The sequence below is a fragment of the Natrialba chahannaoensis JCM 10990 genome (assembly GCF_000337135.1).
In the GTDB taxonomy this organism is placed as follows: Archaea; Halobacteriota; Halobacteria; order Halobacteriales; family Natrialbaceae; genus Natrialba; species Natrialba chahannaoensis.
In genome coordinates, this window is record NZ_AOIN01000100.1 from 43,246 (window position 1) to 60,354 (window position 17,109).

The 17,109-nt window shown below is 54.0% G+C and carries 14 protein-coding genes; 7 read left to right on the plus strand and 7 right to left on the minus strand.

From position 1 onward, the window contains the following. Positions 1-211: 211 nt before the first annotated feature. From glmS to C482_RS19670, 4 genes are all read right to left on the minus strand, one after another. Positions 212-1,999, minus strand: coding sequence for a glutamine--fructose-6-phosphate transaminase (isomerizing) (glmS, locus tag C482_RS19655; protein ID WP_006169577.1), 1,788 nt, complete (start codon positions 1,997-1,999; stop codon positions 212-214). Next, complete coding sequence (locus C482_RS19660) at positions 1,999-3,180, minus strand: sugar phosphate nucleotidyltransferase (RefSeq protein ID WP_049897024.1); 1,182 nt, start codon at positions 3,178-3,180, stop codon at positions 1,999-2,001. Before C482_RS19660 ends, glmS begins: the two co-directional genes overlap by 1 nt. Before the next feature lie 79 nt (positions 3,181-3,259). After that, entirely contained in the window at positions 3,260-4,387 is a 1,128-nt protein-coding gene (locus tag C482_RS19665; RefSeq protein ID WP_049897025.1) for a DUF1616 domain-containing protein, read from the minus strand. An 89-nt stretch (positions 4,388-4,476) separates the two neighbouring features. After that, the gene (locus C482_RS19670) at positions 4,477-6,573 is read right to left on the minus strand and encodes an Ig-like domain-containing protein (protein ID WP_006169581.1); all 2,097 of its coding nucleotides are present in this window, start codon (positions 6,571-6,573) and stop codon (positions 4,477-4,479) included. Between the two features lie 1,369 nt (positions 6,574-7,942). Between C482_RS19670 and C482_RS22775 the strand changes: the two genes are divergently transcribed. Genes C482_RS22775 through C482_RS19685 form a run of 3 tightly spaced genes read left to right on the plus strand, consistent with a single transcriptional unit; the run spans position 7,943 to position 10,269 of the window. Then, positions 7,943-8,908 carry a DUF58 domain-containing protein gene (locus C482_RS22775; protein WP_338043535.1) on the plus strand — a complete coding sequence of 322 codons (966 nt, stop codon included), beginning with the start codon at positions 7,943-7,945 and terminating at the stop codon, positions 8,906-8,908. Beyond that, positions 8,905-9,393 carry a hypothetical protein gene (locus C482_RS19680; protein WP_006169584.1) on the plus strand — a complete coding sequence of 163 codons (489 nt, stop codon included), beginning with the start codon at positions 8,905-8,907 and terminating at the stop codon, positions 9,391-9,393. The genes C482_RS22775 and C482_RS19680 overlap by 4 nt, the downstream gene beginning before the upstream one ends. 3 nt (positions 9,394-9,396) lie before the next feature. After that, positions 9,397-10,269, plus strand: a complete 873-nt coding sequence (locus C482_RS19685; RefSeq protein WP_006169585.1) for a hypothetical protein — start codon at positions 9,397-9,399, stop codon at positions 10,267-10,269. 342 nt (positions 10,270-10,611) lie between these two features. On the opposite strand, the gene C482_RS19690 is transcribed toward C482_RS19685, so the two are convergent. From C482_RS19690 to C482_RS19700, 3 genes are read right to left on the minus strand one after another with little or no spacing between them, the layout of a single operon-like run. Then, positions 10,612-11,628, minus strand: a complete 1,017-nt coding sequence (locus C482_RS19690) for an AAA family ATPase (protein WP_006169586.1) — start codon at positions 11,626-11,628, stop codon at positions 10,612-10,614. Next, positions 11,625-12,776 (minus strand): DUF4350 domain-containing protein, encoded by a 1,152-nt coding sequence (locus C482_RS19695; protein ID WP_049897027.1) that lies wholly within the window; start codon positions 12,774-12,776, stop codon positions 11,625-11,627. The genes C482_RS19690 and C482_RS19695 overlap by 4 nt, the downstream gene beginning before the upstream one ends. 37 nt (positions 12,777-12,813) lie before the next feature. Further along, entirely contained in the window at positions 12,814-13,077 is a 264-nt protein-coding gene (locus tag C482_RS19700) for a hypothetical protein (RefSeq protein WP_006169588.1), read from the minus strand. Between the two features lie 127 nt (positions 13,078-13,204). Here C482_RS19700 and C482_RS19705 point away from each other — a divergent pair, with 127 nt between their 5' ends. From C482_RS19705 to C482_RS22560, 4 genes are all read left to right on the plus strand, one after another. Beyond that, positions 13,205-13,978, plus strand: coding sequence for an ABC transporter ATP-binding protein (locus tag C482_RS19705; RefSeq protein ID WP_049897028.1), 774 nt, complete (start codon positions 13,205-13,207; stop codon positions 13,976-13,978). Further along, positions 13,975-15,186 (plus strand): ABC transporter permease, encoded by a 1,212-nt coding sequence (locus C482_RS19710; protein ID WP_006169590.1) that lies wholly within the window; start codon positions 13,975-13,977, stop codon positions 15,184-15,186. The genes C482_RS19705 and C482_RS19710 overlap by 4 nt, the downstream gene beginning before the upstream one ends. Next, positions 15,186-16,448 carry an ABC transporter permease gene (locus tag C482_RS19715; RefSeq protein ID WP_083858662.1) on the plus strand — a complete coding sequence of 421 codons (1,263 nt, stop codon included), beginning with the start codon at positions 15,186-15,188 and terminating at the stop codon, positions 16,446-16,448. Before C482_RS19710 ends, C482_RS19715 begins: the two co-directional genes overlap by 1 nt. Before the next feature lie 262 nt (positions 16,449-16,710). Then, positions 16,711-17,058, plus strand: coding sequence for a hypothetical protein (locus tag C482_RS22560; RefSeq protein WP_006169592.1), 348 nt, complete (start codon positions 16,711-16,713; stop codon positions 17,056-17,058). Positions 17,059-17,109 lie beyond the last annotated feature (51 nt).

A 17,109-nucleotide genomic window follows, 5' to 3' on the forward strand; every position in this document is an offset into this window, starting at 1 on the left:
CGAACCTATGAACACCGACAAGAGTCGTGGAAAAAGCACGTGCTCGTCGCGCTCTCGCACTGCTTCAATCAGTGGAAACACAGGAGTTGCCCAAAGCTCGGGGAATCGCTGCACAGCTACAGTCTTCACTACCAGTTTCAGAACGGCTAAATGAAAGCAATCCAACAGCGACTGAGTCAGCCGACAATTCAACTAGCTGAAACGGTCGTCTTCAATCAACAGTGACGCTCTTTGCGAGATTCCGCGGTTTGTCGATGGAACGACCCAGTTGAGCAGCGACCCAGTAGGACACCAACTGTAGTTGCACGTTTGCTAGAATGGGTGTGAGGTATGGGCCGGCATCAGGCACCTCAAGCACGTGCGACGCATACTGTCCAACTTCGGCTGGCCGGTCAGTCACCGCAATGACTGGGGCACCGCGGGCTTCGACTTCTTTGATGCTCCCGATCGTTTTTGCAGCAGTATCTCCAGTTACCAACGCAAAGACAGGAGTTTGGTCGGTGACAAGCGCGAGGGGACCGTGTTTCAACTCACCAGCGGCGAATCCCTCGGCATGTTTGTACGTGATCTCTTTCATCTTGAGCGCACCCTCAAGAGCCACTGACGCGTTGTAGCCCCGTCCAATGAAGAAATACGCATCAGCATCAACAAATTCCTCTGCAACCGCCTGAGCGGTTGATTCATCGAGGACGTGCTGAAGTTTGTCCGGCAGTCCACGAAGGTGCTTGATGAGCGCTGGAGCCTCCGACCCAGAAAGCTCACTCGAGAGCAGGGCCAGTGCAGCCTGCTGGCTCACGAACGTTTTCGTTGCAGCAACACCAATCTCAGGACCGGCACGGATGTACATCACGTGATCACACTCACGGGCAGCCGAGCTACCGACGACGTTGGTCAATACGAGTGTGGTCGCGCCAGCTTGATTTGCCATTCGAAGCGCACCCATCGTATCAGCTGTTTCGCCGCTTTGAGTCACGCCGACAACGAGTGTCTCATCAGTAATCGGAATCCGCTGCGCGTCATACTCACTGGCGAGGAAACACTGTGCAGAGATGCCGTTCTCACGGAGCAATCTGGCACCGTACAACGCAGCGTGATAGGACGTTCCACACGCAACGAACTGCACAGACCCAGAACACTCGAGAGTGGCTAACTCCTCAACTGTGATTTCGTGCTCAAGTTCGGACACTCGCTCCCGAAGACACTTCCGCAGCGCTGTCGGTTGCTCATGGATCTCCTTGAGCATGTAGTGGTCATAGCCGGACTTGCCTGCGTCTTCAGGATTCCAGTCGACAGTATCGATCGCTGTGTCGACGACCGCGCCCTGCTCGTCCGTAACGACAATCCCAGAGGGGGTCACTCGTGCAAACTGCCCGTCCTCAAGGTAGATCACGCGGTCCGTGTACTCGAGGAACGCAGGCACGTCACTGGCGAGGTAGTGACCGTCATCACCGACACCAAGAACGAGCGGCGACTCGTTACGGGCGACATAGATCGTTTCGTCGCCCTGGAAGACTGCTGCAACCGCATAGCTTCCCTCGAGTCGATCGACGGCTTGGCGGAACGCTTGCTCAGGCGCAGCACCTGACTCAAGGGCCGATCCAATCAGGTGCGGGATAGCTTCGGTATCAGTATCACTGTTGAACACATGCCCATCCGCTGTGAGCTCCTCACGGAGAGACTGGTAGTTCTCGAGAATGCCATTATGGACGACTGCAACACGGGACTCACAGTCGGTGTGTGGGTGGGCGTTTTCGTCTGATGGTGGGCCGTGGGTACTCCAGCGGGTATGTCCAATGCCAGCCACTCCATCGAGTGTCGTTTCCGGGAGTGCCGACTCAAGTTTCGAAACTTCCCCCTCACGTTTGTGGACCGCAAGTGAGCCGTTGGCGATTGCAAGACCAGCAGAGTCATACCCTCGGTATTCAAGCCCCGAGAGACCAGTCATCAACACGTCCTGGACATCGTTTTCAGTTCCCGTATAGCCAATAATGCCACACATTATGATCGTACCTCCGTGTTCTCCGAAATCGTTCCGCGAACTGTTGCGCCAGCTTCGATCGTCGTCTCAGAGCCAACCACTGTCCCAGGGACGTACGTACTGCCACCGTCGTCCGTGACGCGATCACTGAGCAACGCCCCAAGTGCTTCATCTTCGAAGACACGGTCGCCAACTCGCACGTCACCAGGCCCGCCAGGAATCGTTGTCCCAGGGCCGATAGTGACACCGACACCAGTGACACAATCAATCACGGTCGCGCCAGTTTCGACTCGCGTATCCGCATCAAGGACACTGCGCTCGATGGCTGCGTTCGAACCAACGGTTGTATTCTCGCCAAGACAGGCATAGGGTCCAACGACAGCCCCAGCACCAATCTCACAGTCAGGGGCGATCACAACGGGTTCACGGATCACAGCCGAGTCATGAACGGTCGCTGACTCAGCGATCGTCACCGCACACTGTTCGTCTATGTGTCCCGACGCAAGCAGTTCGAACGAGATATCGAGGAGATCCCACGGATAGGTCGCATCAACCCAGGCCCCCTCAGAGATTGCTGCCCGCACTTCGGAATCATCGAGTAGTTCGCTAATTGCATCCGTCAACGAGTATTCTCCAGCTTGTGGGGTAGCATCATAGATTGCATCGAAAATGTCGGGCTCAAACGCATACACGCCCGCGTTGAGCTGGTACGGGCGGTCGTCTTGTGGGTTTTCGACGATCTCAGTGACAATACCATCCTCTATGAGGACACCGCCATACGACCCAATCTGTAGTTTGGTGAGGACACCAAGCGTCCCGGCAGAGTCTCCGTTGTGTGCTGCAAGCACAGCAGAAATGATCGTACTCTCGACGAACTGATCGCCGTTTACGACCAAGACAGTGTCATCAATCTCGGATTCGGCAGCTAACAGGGCATGCCCACTGCCAAGTTGCTGATCTTGGACAACATACGTCAATGGGACAGTTCGGTAGGTCGAGCCGAAATGTGCCTGAACGCGGTTGTGTTTGTATCCGACGACGACAGTAATATCCGTGATTCCAGCCGCAATTAGTTGGTCAAAGACGTGTTCAAGGATTGGCCGTGTCGCGGCAGGCAACAATGGCTTTGGCCGATTGCTTGTCAATGGCCGAAGCCGAGATCCTTCACCGGCAGCGAGAACAACAGCGGAGGTTAAACTCATATCGTATGGGATACGAGGTCATAATATAATAGTATTGCTTTGGAATATAATTGCCGTCTGTGAGTGGGATGGCCTGAACCTACTCTTCAACGGCAACCCAGAGATGTGCGTAATTATCCGTAGTCGCCGTTGAAATCTCGTCTGGGACTGCATCTGAGTAGAGCAGCCAGACGAGTCGAATATCTTCACCCGTCATCGTTGGCTCGATATTGTGTTGGTGATGCCAGGTCTCGTTGTGGGCTAGTTGGGGTTCAAACCGCTCGAGTTCGCGTTGCTCTTCGACGACCGTTTCATTCCCGACCTGGGTGACGTTCTGTTCGACGAGTATCACCGTATACTCGACCGTCCGGTGTTCATCGTTGTCAACACCAAGGACGATCTCCGCAGATTCACCTTGGGTAAACTCGGTCGGATAGTTGTCTGCGACGAGTTCGTCATCATCGTCCTCAGTGAGGATGTAGACTGCCGAGAACTGCTCTCCCTCTGGTGGAACCAGTATGGCAAACGAAACGGTCCCAACAGCAAGCACCACAGATGCGACCAGCAAGACGTTCAACACGGCATCTGCCCGATCGTCTGGTTCGAATAACTCTGCGCGGCCGGCGGCATACCAGGATTTGTACGGGACTCGAAACCGCTCATCTGCAGGGAGGTTCCACCGACGAACAGCCGCAACTGCCGTTGTGAGGGCTGTAAAGAGGCTCACTGTAATCATGACCGGGACCAAGCGGATCCCCCATGGCGTGAAATTCAACACGAGTCCCAGGAGCGGAGTAATCGCAATACTAAGACCAAACGAGAGTGCGACACGCTCAATTCCATCGATCCCAGACCGTCTAAACCCGCGTTCCCACAGTCGGCCAGTGTCGGCTTCGTCTGCAGCCCCAGAAGACGCTGTATCCGTTCCCCACTCCGTTTCTGACTCCCACGTCGAATCAGACTCGGACGACGTTGTTGTGTTGTTCTCCGATTCATCAGAGAGTGGTGACTCACCGGCTTCTGGAAACAGCGCTGCGATGAACGCATAGCCTGGAATAAACAGGACAAAAATCAACCCAAGCGGAATCCGGAGTGGTGTCTCTCTGAGAATCGGCGCAAGAACGGCGATATTAGTCAGAGCAACAAATACAAAGACAGCAGCGAGATCAGCTGGCAGCGTTCGTACTGGCCGTGGAAGCATCGCCACCACTGAACGCGACGTAGTCATTTGATCATACGTAGCGACGAGGCTATCAAAAACCAACCGGTCATCGACTGTGGTCCACAGCAGTACGACGAAAGAACCCAACCCCCATTTCAGTTATGAGGAACTGATTCAGCCTTCTGACACAGATTCCGTGCGTGCTCAAGTATCGTTTCCGCCTCGTGCTTTGAGACGCCACTGACATCGAACGTGGCCTGTTCATATCCTTGCGTCACAGTACGAAGGGAATCCGTGATCGCGGACGTATCCGTTTCACTCTCAAACAAACGGTAGAACTCCCAGTAGGTGTAGCCAGTCGCCTGCGCTGAATCGAGTTCCGACTCGAGTGACTGTCGAACCGCTGCATAGCAGGTTTGGACTGCCCCTTCTGTGTCACCCTCATCCAGTCGGTCGGTTGCTTCTGAAAAGAGTGGCTGGACGAGTGACGATCCAGATTCTGCTGCCGGTTCGGAGTCTACAGATGGCGTCGGTTCCTCAATATCAGGACTCTCATCGCGTCGATGACTAGGAGGTGACTCAGCCGGTTGCTGTGACCGATACCAGTAGAGGCCACCACCGACACCAATGATCCCGACAAAAAGCACTCCCCCACCAGCCAGCCAAAGCCACGACGAACTGGAAGAAGCGGAAGGAAGAGAAACGGCCGTAGTGGCTTCAGCACTAGCCAGGTTTGTTCCATCGCCAGAGTACACTGCTGTGACTTCGAGTTCGCCAGTGGCGTCTTCGGGAACAGCAATGGTTGTCTCAAACTCACCGCTCCCCTCAGTCGTGACTGTCTCGAAAGAAGTACCATCGATAGCAATCTGAATCGACTGTCCCTCAACACCACTACCAGCTGCAGTAAAGTCCCCTGTTACGTTCAGTTCGTCCTCGTTTGTCTTACTCTGTGTTGCAGCAACGCTCAGTTCGGTTTCGGTTTCGGTCACTGTGATCGTCGTCTCGGATGTCACTGACTCGAGTGCCCGCGCTTCGAATGGCAGCGACACTGTCAGGTTTTGCTCACCAGATGGCACTGCTGCAGGGACAGTACCAGCGCCATCAAAAACAAGATCATCAGCGTTGAGAGAGGCGACACCAAGGTCTTGCTCACCAAGTGTGACTGTGAGTGGAACGTCATCGATCTCTTGCTCGCCAGCACGCAGCTCTGCCTCGAGTCCGAGTGTATCGTTATAGGCGACTGTCTCTGGATCGACCGATGTGATCGTCAGCGTCGGCTCAACTTGTTCGACATCGATCCCGATCGATGTTTCAGAGCCAAAGTATGGTGAGCCACTATCGGGGAGATAGTTGACGGTGAGATCAGTTTCGCCTGCAGGGATCGAAATTGGCCGGTAGTCGAACTCGAACTCGCCCGAGTCGTCCGTCTCAGTTTCGAGAAGCTGATTACCGACGTTGAGTCGGATTGGTTCGTCAGCAACGGGAGTCCCATCTGCAGTCTCTATCTCACCGGTGGCTGTGAGTGGAGTAGTAAATGAGACTGTTGTGGACTCAACGGCAGTGATACGGATCGTTGTCTCGTCAAATTCCGCCTCCCTGATCTGCTCTTGGTCAGTCTGTATCGACTGGTTTGTAGCCTCAACTGCAGCAATTGCAGTAGTCAGGTCTGTCCCAGTGGCCTCTGCGATAACGTCATAATGACTCTGAATAGATTGACTCAGGTCCCCGATCTCCTCGGAAAGTTCCCCCAGTTCTCGCGCTAACTCTCGAGCCCGTTCGTCATCGCCGTCTTCGCGGGCCGCTTCATACTTGTCCTGGGTTTCCTCATACTCCGCAACCGAATCAGAGAGATTTTGTTGGTCCTGTTGGGCTTCTTCATAGGCTTCTGATTCATCACCGTCAGTCTCACCAGCAACAGCAACGTACTGCCCTAGCCGATCTTCGAACTCGTCGTCAATATACTCATTTGCGGTCTCATACTGACCCTCGCTGATCTCTATGGCACTCTCCTCAAGTTGGCCAGTAAGCCAGCTAGAAAGCCACTGATCGAGTTCGTCATCACCATCGTCTTCGCTATAGGTGTCTGGGTTTTGGTGGCGAACAGTTTCGTTTTCGTCGTCTGTTTCCTGGAACGCAGTAGAACTAAGAGACGCAACCAGCATACTCACAGAGTCGCCGTCCGTCTCGGTTGGGAGCGAGTCTGCTGCCGTAGTTGACGGGACTGCTCCACCAATGGCACCAGTCGTCGCCAAGCATAGACAACAGATCAGAGCGACGAAGACAGTCGTCCGGCCAGCGATGAACGTCACACTGGCTGAATGTGAGTCAGACTGCAAAAAGCTGTCTTCTCATTGCTCCCGGGAGTGTGTCATACAATCTTGACCAGACCATTTAACGACCAGTGCAGGGAACTCAATGTTCGCACAACCCAGTGGCACTACATTTTTACTCCCCTGTGTTGAAGTGATTATATGTTAATGAGAAACGGAACGGAAGATGGACTCCTCAATAGGGGGACAGTATTGTCTCTCGTCTCTGTTGGGNCTTGTAGGCTTGCTTTACAGTATTACCACTCAATCGTGGAACGTATTCTCTGCACTCGTATTTATTGGGGCCCTTCTCGCAATTCCGTTTACGCTCCTGACGTGAATCGGTCAGTTCGCACGTGTAGTGTGCAGTAGATTCGCGTGAATTATAGTACCAACTGCAACTAGTTACACATTGATCGCACGTTCGCGGTTCTCGCTCAGTTCACTCGCTCCGAACCGCGCTGCCGTCGTGCGATCAGGTGTGCAGTGACTTGCAGTGGCTACTATAGTTGCGGGAAGCGATCAAGCAACTGCAGATGACGAAGAACTCCCCCGAAACGGCGTGATGAAGAAATCATCGTAGAGGAAGACCGGCCGTTTCTCGTACCCATCGTCCCCAAATCGGATCACACTCTGTACCATCGTCGATCGTCACCAAGTGTCTGTTCGTTGCAGTCCTAGAGTTTCAGTTCTCTGTTGTGGGTCCGTATTTCGGTTTAGAATGTCGTTCTCCGCGCGTTTAACAATCAGTACCTTCAACAGGCCCCCGGCGTATCGAACGCATATGCAACCCACGCGCCAGTTATGGGCAGCAATCGCACTGGCAGGTTTGCTTGGACTGCTGGCAGTCATTGTTGCTCGGCCAGTGTTACTCCTTGGGAGTACACTTCTTGGTTCGTGGATCATCGCCCAGCAGTACTATTTTCTACGAACGCTCAGAACAACAGTTGATAATCTCGAAGTGCAACAAGCACCAGTCCGTTCTGGGGTCCAAACTGACGATTCAATCCCAGTCACGCTGGCCGCAACACTCGCTGACCCATCGTCGTTGTTGATTGAAATCGAAGCCGGCCTTCCAACAGCAACGGTAGCAGAGGCACAACCATCAGTGACGATAGACCCTGGCGAAACAGCTGTCAGTCACACGACCACCATTTCATGGCCAGTTGCAGGCCATCACCAATTCGACACGCCGACACTGACCATCGAGAACGACTTCTTTCGGGAAACACTTCTGATCGGAACGACACCTTCAGTAACCGTCGAACCACGCGAACCTCGAGCCATTCACGTCGGTGAAGGCGGTGATCGCTTGGCAACGGCATACGGTGAACACGATGGTGGCCGCCACGGATTCGGCATCGAGCCCGCAGAACTGCGAGAGTACATTCCGGGCGATACAATGGACCGAATCGATTGGAAGGCGACTGCACGTCTCTCCTCGCCACATGTACGAGAATACGAGGGTGAAACTGATCGCCGGACGCTGTTGCTTATCGACCAGCGATGTGACCTCATGACAGGCGAGCCTGGCGAGACGAAACTCGAGTACCTCCGTGAGGTTGCACTCGCGATCATGGGGAGTGCGCGTCGACTCGGTGACCCGGTTGGACTACTCGGTGTCGGCGATGCCGGAATCACGACGCATATCGAGCCGACAACGACGCCAGTAATGTATACTCGAATCAAGCACGAACTGCTCACTCTCGAGCCAACTACCGTCGAGCAGGAGACCCCCACTACAAAGCCACACACACCACACTTAACGCTGCCCGAGACACATAGCACGGATAGACGACAATCAAGTGTGAGAAACACAACTGCTGATGCGCGGATGAAACTCGAGGCGATCACTGCTACCGGAGAGGAGGAGACATTTGTATCGACACTCCGACCGTTCTACGCAGCCCGTAAGAGCTACCAGACAAGAATCGAGTCAGAACCACTCTACGGCGCGGTCAGAACAGCGATACAACAGCACAATTCACAACAGTTGACGATTATCTGTACGGATGATTCGAATCCAGGTGAGCTCCGTGAGGCAGTGACGGCCGCTCGAAAGAACGGAAATGCCGTCATAGTGTTGCTTGCACCGACAGTACTGTATGAGTCTGGCGGGTTGGCAGATATCGAACGAGCGTACGATCGCTATGTCGAGTTCGAATCGTTCCGGCGCGACCTTGCACAACTGAATCGTGTTACTGCCCTCGAAGTCGGGCCAAAAGATCGCCTCTCGAGTGTGCTGTCTGCTCGCCGGCCACGAGGTAAACCTGCATGAACACTCAGCCAACCACTGCGTCGTTGCCGGCACGTGATGTCTCCTCAGCCATTGCAGTGCTCGTCTGTGCGGGCCTGCTGACGCTGGCTGTTGGTCCACTGAGTCTTCTCATCGTACTCATCACCACTGGCATGTGGTATGCTCTTGGAACGCCATATGCGATTGCAACTGGATTTGTTGTCCTTGCAGCACTGGTTCCAGCGGTCGATACAGTGATGGCTGTCGGAATCATGCTCGCATTTCTCCCAGTGACTCTCTTACCGACTCTTCGCCGAATATGGGGCCGCTTCGAGAGTGCTGTTCTGTTGGCCAGTACTGGCGTGTTTGGGAGTCTGACGTGGCTGGTAGCCCAGACACAGCCAGTGTGGCTTACAGCAGGAACACTTGGTTTCTGTGTTGCCCTGGGAGCATATACGATGCACCGCTACGAACGTGTCCAGCTCGGACTCGTTCCTGAACCGAACGTATCCGCGACAGAGGACTGATTGATGAGTTCTTCCAAGACAGATACAGAAGCCGAAACCGACACTGAGGCCACCAATTCCGATCCTGAAGCAGTTAAACTCTCAGCACAAGTTGAACTCCTCACAGAAGAAAACGAACGGTTGCGAGAGGAATACGTCCGGGCACGTCGATCACAGTATCGAACAACGGCATTTGGGTTAGCAGGTATCGGAATACTGGCTATCCTCGGTGGACTACTCTTTCCGGCCGCGCGTGAAGTGCTGATTGGACTTGGAGCAACGGGGCTCTTTGGTGCCTTACTCACGTACTATCTAACGCCAACCCAATTCGTCGCTGCTGATGTTGGTGAACGTGTCTACACCGCCACTACAACAAATCTGGCAGGAATCGCCGACGAACTTGGGTTGCACGATGAGCAAGTGTACGTACCAGGTGAGCGTGAGCCTGCACAGCTATACGTGCCCCAGCATGCTGAATTTACCATCCCCGATTCACGGTTGGGGCCGATTGTTGTCGACGAGGATAGTCGTGGATTACTGTTAACCCCAACCGGAACCGAACTCTTCCGCGAGTTCGAATGTGGACTGTCTGGCGAACTTGCAACCAGTCCACCAGTGCTTGCTGAACAGTTGACCGATGCACTCGTTCAGCAGTTTGAACTCGCTCGCAGCACCGATGTCGATAGCGACCCTGAGCACGATCGAGTAACGGTCGCCATTACTGGAAGTGCGTTCGGCCCTGTCGATCGCTTTGATCATCCAATTGGATCGTTCCTTGCCGTTGGATTTGCCACGGGCCTCGACCGGCCAATTACGCTTGAAGTGTCACCAGACTCTGGCCAGGCAGACTGGCTCGTCACCTGTCGCTGGGGCAATGCTGAACGTAGCTCTGATTGATTACTTTTCGAGAGTTGCGACAAGAACGTTTCTTCGAGAAAACACTCGGGTAAAACAGTACTATATTCTCGACTATAGTGATGAAATATATCGTTCTCGACAAGCACCCATCAAGTTGATCTCTTCTCCATCCTACCACACACATGCGAAGGAGAGTGTAGTTGGTCCCAAGAACAGACGACTAACGAGAGAGTCCTCTTCGCCCTGCTACCAGAGCAGTACAGTAGACACCTTGTTCGATTCATCGAGCCGTTGAATCTGGCACACGGCCGATTACGGGCTACAAGCTTGTCCCACTACTCGGCTTGTAGCCTGAATTGGCCAACACAGATCTTTCGTGCCTCAACTACTGTGTGGCTGTATAGCACCGACATCCGAGCTCGGCGGCTCAACCGAACTGACGATATCTTCGACGATATCCTCTGGCTGAACGTTGTTCAGATCAGCATCGGTACTCAATACAAGTCGGTGAGTGAGAATTGAGTCAGCGATTGTTTTCACGTCATCGGGGATCACATACTCACGACCATGGATTGCTGCGCGGGCTTTAGCACCTTCGAGGAACGCAAGTGCTGCGCGTGGTGAGCCGCCATGTGTAACATCGGGATGGGTTCGGGATGCAGAAACCAAATCTAGCACATACTCCTTGACCGGTACAGCGATATGGACACCAGCAACGATCTCGCGTGCTTCGAGTAGTTGCGCTGGCTCAACGACTTGTTCGACCGTTTCTGGACCCAAATCTGGATTCTCATCAAAGCGGTCAAGCAGTTCACGTTCATCCGCTCGCTCTGGAATATCAATGTGCAGTTTGAACCGGAACCGGTCTCGTTGTGCTTCCGGGAGCTCGAACACACCCTCCATCTCGAGTGGGTTCTGTGTTGCGATAACCATAAACGGCGTTGGGAGATCCAAAGTCTCACCTCCGATCGTCACCTTCTCCTCCTGCATCGCCTCAAGAAGGGCACTCTGTGTCTTCGGTGTTGCACGATTAATCTCGTCAGCAACGACCAGATTTGAGAAGATCGGCCCGTGCTGGAGTTCGAATTCACCAGTATTCTCACGGTAGATGTGTGTCCCCGTGATGTCTGCCGGTAGGATATCGGGTGTCATCTGGATACGGTTGTACTCAAGCCCCGTTGCACGCGCAAAGAGATTTGCAAGCGTCGTTTTGGCGACACCGGGGACGCCTTCGAGAAGGACATGGCCACGCGTTAGCAACGCGATCGTGAGCTGTTCGACTGCCACCTCGTTGCCGATTAGAACCTGATCTACCGCCGACTGGATGTCGTCATAGAGGGCCTCTGGCAGCAGTTGGGTTGAATCGTCGTCGCTATCGTTCAGCTGGTCGGCGCTCATTCGTTGTCCTCCTGTTCCAATCCAGTATGGTTAAGTGCTGTTATGATGCGTGAGATGCGTTCTTCGTCCCAGTCGGGATGTTGCTCACGAAGTATTGCTGCACGCTGCTCATCATCGAGTGTCGGTACTCGAGTACCGACGACAGCAGTACCATCCGAAGACATCGCCCGAGACGTGCCTGGTCTCTCCCGCGAATAGACAGCGATAACGACAGATCGGAGCCAATCACGAGAGCGAGTTCCGACTGCAATAAGGCCAATTCCTATTGCCCCCACGAGTACCTGCAATAGCGGTGTTTCTCGCAGCGTTAACGCTACCCCAGCAAGTGGTGGGAGATCATCTGCGTGTGAGAGGTCGATCAGGACCTGGTCTGTGTCTGTATAGATGGCTTGAAGAAACGCTGCGTTATCTGGTTCGTCGATCATCGCATTAATAGCAATACTGGGGTCTCCGACAGTGATCACCTGCCCCGCTCCAACAGTTTCGACTGTTGCCACAGGATACGCACCGGGCTCTTCATCATCGTTGAGTTCGCCGTCTCGGTTGAGGTCACGGTATGCAGTATCGCTTGTTTCAACCAAGACAGTGCCCGTCTGTGACTCAACCGACGCAGCGTAGTTGAGCGTTAGTTGTTCAACATCCGCAGTGTATGTGTGGTTCGCGACGCCGGTCGCAATCGGCATCGATGGGCCTCGATAATTGCTCCGATGATCACGAAGCAACTCACCATCAACGCGGGCCTCTGCACCGACGTCTGCAAGCAACTGGTTGCCGTTTGTTCCAAAGTTCTCGAGTACGACTAGCGTTCCCCCATCAGCAACAAACTGTGCAACACGCTCAGCATCGTCCCCAGTGTAGGGTTCATCCGGTGCAACGACAACTGCCACCGTTTCATTTGACTGGTGGTCTGTATACCGTGTTGTCTCTCGAATGAGGTCACTCTCGACGCCTGGCTCATCGTTGACCTGCGTATGCAACTCAGACATGCCGTTCCAGGATGGATTGAACGGACCGAACGCCACCGACGAGGTCGTTGCAGCGATGAGGAAGCCACTACAAACAACGACAAGGAGGCTTGCCAGTAGAACTCGAGGCCAATCAATCCCAGTTCGCGAGTTCCGATTACGGAACCACTCGAGTGGATTCATTGACTCACCTCAGACACGGTAATACAGTGTCTCAAGACTACCATGGAAGCACCTCGGGTGGAAGAATCTCCAGGATTCGCTGGATAACGATTATACCAAAGCCAACGAGACCAACGAGAATTATCCACCGAAGTCGGCGTCGCCAGTCTGGGGCGACAGCAAAGGGGGCCGTCAGTTCGGTGATGATTAACAGGCCGATCAATGAGAGGACGAAAAACAACTCATAGGAGAACGATCCCAAGAGCGTAAGCGAGAGAACCATCGCGAGCATCCACGCTACTTGCCCGCGAATAAACTGCATCCGTCGGTGAGTCGCCATCTAGTCAAATAGGATCACTCAGCCATCGTAAATGCTCGGGGTTTCTATGTACCCAAAACATACAAATCATTGCGATAGTTTCATTTGTGAGCACACGACTGTTCCGAATATGTCACCCGCTGCCACGTCTTCCTCCCACCCCACTGAGGGTGATCGGTCACCCGTTGTCTATGCCACTGATGTGACCAAAGTATACACACGCGGGTCGGGACCCGGTCGCGTTGGCAAACTGTTGGGTCGGCCAGAGCCGCCGTCGGTAACCGCCCTCGATAAGATATCAGTCGCTATCGACGCCGGCGAAATTGTCGGCCTCGCTGGTCCAAGTGGCAGTGGCAAATCCACACTCTTACATCTGCTTGCTGGGCTTGAAACCCCAACAGCTGGAACCGTTCAGTTTCAAGACCAGGATCTCGAAACACTCTCTCGACGAGAACGGATTCGGCTTCGACTCGAACACGTTGGCATTATCTTTCAACACTTCCACCTCGTCGATTCGCTCTCTGCGCGTGCAAACGTTTCGCTCCCGTTGGTCGAACTCGGGATGGGGACACGAAAGCGCCGTGAACGATCTGAGGCGCTCCTTACACGTGTTGGTCTTGAAGACCGAATCAGTCATCGTCCGGGTGAACTCAGCGGTGGTGAACAACAACGTGTCGCCATTGCACGGGCACTCGCAACGGATCCAACACTGATCATTGCTGATGAGCCAACAGGCGAACTCGACACCGAAACGGGCCAGCGCGTTCTCGAGGAGTTCAAGCGGATTGCAACCGATCGTGCAGTCGTTCTTGCATCTCATGACCAGCCCACCCTCGAGATTGCTGACCGTATCGTCCAGCTTCGAGATGGAACTCGAGTGGAGGCCACACAGGCTGACACATGAGTGTTCGGACGCGTCTCACCCGCTGGATTGGTCTGATTCGTGTCGGTGTTCGTCGGACTATCTCACGGACCGTTGGTACCGATCAGCGACGCATGCAGTTGAGTATTCTCGGTGTTGCTGCGATCATCGCATTACTCGTTGTCGTCACTGGACTCGGCCTCGGACTCGCTACTGGAACAACGGTCTATGATGACGATATCGATTACTGGGTCGTACCTGAAGATAGCGGTAGTAGTTCACCGCTCCTTGCGACGGATAACCCACGCTTTGGGTCGGTGCATGATTCGACCGAGCAATTCAGGACTGAGGAGGTTACGTTTGCAACGCCTGTTCTCTCACAGATACTCCAACTGGAAGCCGACGGAGAAACTGAGTTTATCCTCGTCGTCGGTGTTATCAATGAGCCCGGATTAGACGCTGTCACCGGCGTCACAACCGATGGCCTCTCCGATGGTGATCCGTACTACGCCGATGGCTCATATGATGGGCCCTGGACCGGTGATGTCGTCCTTTCTCAGAGTGCGTCCAATTTGCTTGAAGCCGGGTCGGGGACACAACTGACGGTCGCAGGCAACGAATCCTTCACTGTAACTGGTGTTGACGACGGTTCCGATACAGTGGGTAACGTTCCCGTGGCAGTCATGCAGTTGAGCGAACTACAGAGACTCACAGGCGCTGCTGAACACGACCAGGCCGACCAGTTCATCGTGGGGACGAACTCACCAGCAGTCGAAACAACACTCAAGGATAGATATCCCCAATCAGAAGTCCTCACGCGAGGAGAATTAACCACCAACGAAGCAATGGACTCAGAACTCCCGCTAGCGCTTGCGGTGACTGCGTTTATCATCGCTATCTCGGTCGGCACTCTGTTTGTGTTGACGACGAACGGCCTCGAGGTGGTTGCCGACCAACGTCAACTGGCGACGCTCGCTGCGATCGGGATCTCAACCCGAAGCCAGCTGGTACTCGTCGGGGTCCAAACGATGGTTGTCACAGGGATTGGTGGATTCCTCGGTGCAGTTGCAGGGATGGGTGGGATCTGGGCAGTCAATACTGGAGCCATGGAACTACTCACGACTGAACCAATCGCCCTCTCAGAATCGTGGTTTCTCCTCTATGGAGGGGGTGTGGGGCTGCTCATTGGCGTCCTTTCGCTTCCGTACCTGTTGGTACTGGCGCGGCGCGTTTCCGGAGGTGTCCCCTAATGACGGGGCGAGGAACACAGTGGTGGGTGGCGATCCGTCGATGGGCCGCTCGGGTGCGTGCTGCTACTGCCATTACAATTGCCCAGCTCCGTCACCATCGGTTCCGGCTCGGATTAGCCATTATTGGTGTCGCGCTCGCTGTTTTGTCGATGACACTGCTTGCTGGCGCTGGAATGGGTGTCATCGATACCGGACACCAACAATTCGAGTCTGCGGACCGGGATCTCTGGGTAACTGCTGGTGAAACCCGGCTGACGACTGCTGGCGGTGGTGGCTTCGAAAACTCCCTCTATAATTCCCGGACCGTTGCCAGCGAGATGGAATCTCACGAAGATGTTCAGCATGCAATCCCAATGGCCTTCCAGACGATCTACGTTGGTACTGAGCCGACAGCAGACTTTGAGACGTTCGTCGGTGCTGGTGTCTCTGGGGGCGGGCCATCTGTCCAGGTAACCGAGGGAGAGCGCTTCAGCGGGGACACATACTACGCTAACGGAAGCTACGACGGTGAACGGACGAACGAAATTCTGCTTGATGAGGAAACAGCAGCGACCCTCGATGTCGATATTGGGGATACACTATACGTTGGTGGAACCCTCTCTGCAGCCCGTGATACTGAAGTGACCGTCGTCGGATTCTCACCCACATTTGAGCGGATGCTTGGAACATCGACGGTTGTGATGCCGTTGAGTGAGCTCCACGAAGCAACCGGTGAGACCCGAACGGAGCCGGCAACGTTCATCACGATCACGCTTGCTGACGGCGCCGACGCAGAAACGGTCCAGGCCGATCTCGAGTTGTCCCACCCTGAGTATCAGATTCAGACAAATCAGGAGCAACTCGAGAGCGTCCTCCAAGAACAAGCCCTAGTGCTTGCTGCGGGTGCTGCGCTTGTTGTCCTCGCAATTGGTGCAGGTGTCGCACTAACGTTTAACTTGCTCGCACTGGTTGTCTATCAGCAACGAGAGGCTGTTGCTGCGTTGACTGCTCAAGGAGTCTCATCCTCACTTCTCATTGGTTCTATCATTGGGCAAGGACTGGCAATCGGTTTCGCGGGTGGACTACTTGGTGTGGTTCTTACCACACCAGCAGTTGAGCTGTTGAACCAGATTGCCGCAGCAGTTGTTGGATTCGATGGCCTCGTCCAAACATCATCTGACATACTACTTGGTGGATTTGCCATCGCACTTGTTGTTGGAACCATCGCAGCGATCGTTGCAGGCTGGCGTCTGAGCAGGACAAAACCCCTGGACATTTTGTAGAAAAGACAAGCAGGCTGCGAACCGAAGGTTCGCTTGATCACGGAAGACAACGTCTTCCGTATGGCCCCAAGTCGCTCGACCTGTTCCGTCTGCAGACAGTACTTTGACTGCCACAGTGAGATTCCTAATGGCTTCAACAACGATGCAAATTTTCTGTCTGGCCGTCGGTGGTGTAGAATATGTTCGGTCCCAGAATCAGCAGACAGGCCAATTAGCCAACAGAAATATTTGACACACCCATCTGCTTGCGGTTAAGGGTAGTATGAAACTTCGCCAACCAACAGACTGTCTTATTCTAGCGACACTCGAGGAAACTGGTCGTAATGTAGCTATGAACCTCTCATATCATACCGGCAAGTCACGGGCGAATATCAACACGCGTCTCCCAATGTTTGCTGATTATGGACTCGTGCAAAAAGTAGGGCCGGCTGAGCGATCAGGACTCTACGAGAGTACGACTCTTGGAGAAAAGGCATTACTTCATCAGGAGCAGTACAACACTGTCGATGACTTTGAAGCGCTGCTTGTGACTGGATACTCGTCTAGCTCCTCAACACCTTACTCGCCAGTCAGTCTGAGTGGAGTGGTTCAATCTATCGATGAGTTGTAGTACTTGCTTGCGAATGAACACATTCGGCTTCGAATGAAGCTGTCGAGATTG

Excerpts from the sequence above, each read along its gene's own strand:
- glmS (WP_006169577.1), bottom strand. The coding sequence starts at position 1,999 with ATGTGTGGCATTATTGGCTATACGGGAACTGAAAACGATGTCCAGGAC.
- C482_RS19660 (WP_049897024.1), bottom strand. The coding sequence starts at position 3,180 with ATGAGTTTAACCTCCGCTGTTGTTCTCGCTGCCGGTGAAGGATCTCGG.
- C482_RS19665 (WP_049897025.1), bottom strand. The coding sequence starts at position 4,387 with ATGACTACGTCGCGTTCAGTGGTGGCGATGCTTCCACGGCCAGTACGA.
- C482_RS19680 (WP_006169584.1), top strand. The coding sequence starts at position 8,905 with ATGAACACTCAGCCAACCACTGCGTCGTTGCCGGCACGTGATGTCTCC.
- C482_RS19685 (WP_006169585.1), top strand. The coding sequence starts at position 9,397 with ATGAGTTCTTCCAAGACAGATACAGAAGCCGAAACCGACACTGAGGCC.
- C482_RS19690 (WP_006169586.1), bottom strand. The coding sequence starts at position 11,628 with ATGAGCGCCGACCAGCTGAACGATAGCGACGACGATTCAACCCAACTG.
- C482_RS19695 (WP_049897027.1), bottom strand. The coding sequence starts at position 12,776 with ATGAATCCACTCGAGTGGTTCCGTAATCGGAACTCGCGAACTGGGATT.
- C482_RS19700 (WP_006169588.1), bottom strand. The coding sequence starts at position 13,077 with ATGCAGTTTATTCGCGGGCAAGTAGCGTGGATGCTCGCGATGGTTCTC.
- C482_RS19705 (WP_049897028.1), top strand. The coding sequence starts at position 13,205 with ATGTCACCCGCTGCCACGTCTTCCTCCCACCCCACTGAGGGTGATCGG.
- C482_RS19710 (WP_006169590.1), top strand. The coding sequence starts at position 13,975 with ATGAGTGTTCGGACGCGTCTCACCCGCTGGATTGGTCTGATTCGTGTC.
- C482_RS19715 (WP_083858662.1), top strand. The coding sequence starts at position 15,186 with ATGACGGGGCGAGGAACACAGTGGTGGGTGGCGATCCGTCGATGGGCC.
- C482_RS22560 (WP_006169592.1), top strand. The coding sequence starts at position 16,711 with ATGAAACTTCGCCAACCAACAGACTGTCTTATTCTAGCGACACTCGAG.